Genomic DNA, 425 nt, shown 5'->3' on the forward strand with positions numbered 1-425 from the left:
TCCCGGGCCCTGCGCTTCCTCCTCAGGAATTGATGATGCGGTGCGTGAAGCGCGCCAGGTAGCGCATCAATTGCTCGGCGCCTTCCTCGGCGGCGGCGGCGTCGCTGGAGGCGATCGCCTCGGCCATCGCGAGGTGGGCCTGCGCCCCTTCGCTGATCTCGCCTTCGTGCTGGTAGGCATACCAGAAGCGGCGGCACTGCACCACCAGCGGCAGCACCGCACCGACCGCCGACGCGTTGCCGCAGGCGGCATGGTTGATGTGGTCGAGCTCCTGGTCGGCCTGCATGTAGGCATCGAGGTTGTCCTTCTCGGCCGCCTTCATCATCTTCTGCGCCGCCGCCACCAGCGCCTTGCGCTGCTCGGGCGTGGCGCGGCGGGCGGAGGCCGCGGCGATCAGGCGCTCCAGCACGCGGCGGGTCTCGACC

At 70.4% G+C, this 425-nt stretch carries 1 protein-coding gene; it reads right to left on the minus strand.

What is annotated here, in order from left to right; all coding sequences use genetic code 11:
• Positions 1–22 precede the first annotated feature (22 nt).
• On the minus strand, positions 23–425 hold a 403-nt coding region (locus tag AC066S_RS39610; protein ID WP_478272031.1), incomplete at its 5' end, for an FCD domain-containing protein.

The organism is Bradyrhizobium sp. CFUWI (genome assembly GCF_056429085.1).